The following is a 236-nucleotide window of genomic DNA, read 5'->3' as shown; positions in this document are numbered from 1 at the left end:
GTAGAATCGCACGGCCGAGTACGTGGGCGTCACCGAGTCCTTGGCGACATCGGGCTCTTCGCGGTATCCCGGCACCGGCGCGCCGCCGCTGAGGCCGGCCGAATACTGCGCGCGGACCGCCGACGACTCGAAGTCATCGGATTTCCACGGACGCAGCGACCGGAGCACGTTCACCTTCGCGTCACGCACCGCATCGGCGTTCATGGTCACCGGCGGCTCCATCGCGGTGAGCGTCA

The 236-nt window shown here is 68.2% G+C and carries 1 pseudogene; it reads right to left on the bottom strand.

The annotated features are described in order from the left end of the window. Positions 1–222, bottom strand: a pseudogene (locus KVT28_RS26900) (glucose-6-phosphate dehydrogenase); the annotation flags it as partial. Positions 223–236 lie beyond the last annotated feature (14 nt).

The sequence above is a fragment of the Pantoea sp. GbtcB22 genome (assembly GCF_019091025.1).
Classification (GTDB): Bacteria; Pseudomonadota; Gammaproteobacteria; order Enterobacterales; family Enterobacteriaceae; genus Pantoea; species Pantoea leporis.
The sequence above is the reverse complement of the archived record's forward strand: the minus strand, read 5'-3'. Positions and strand labels throughout refer to the sequence as shown.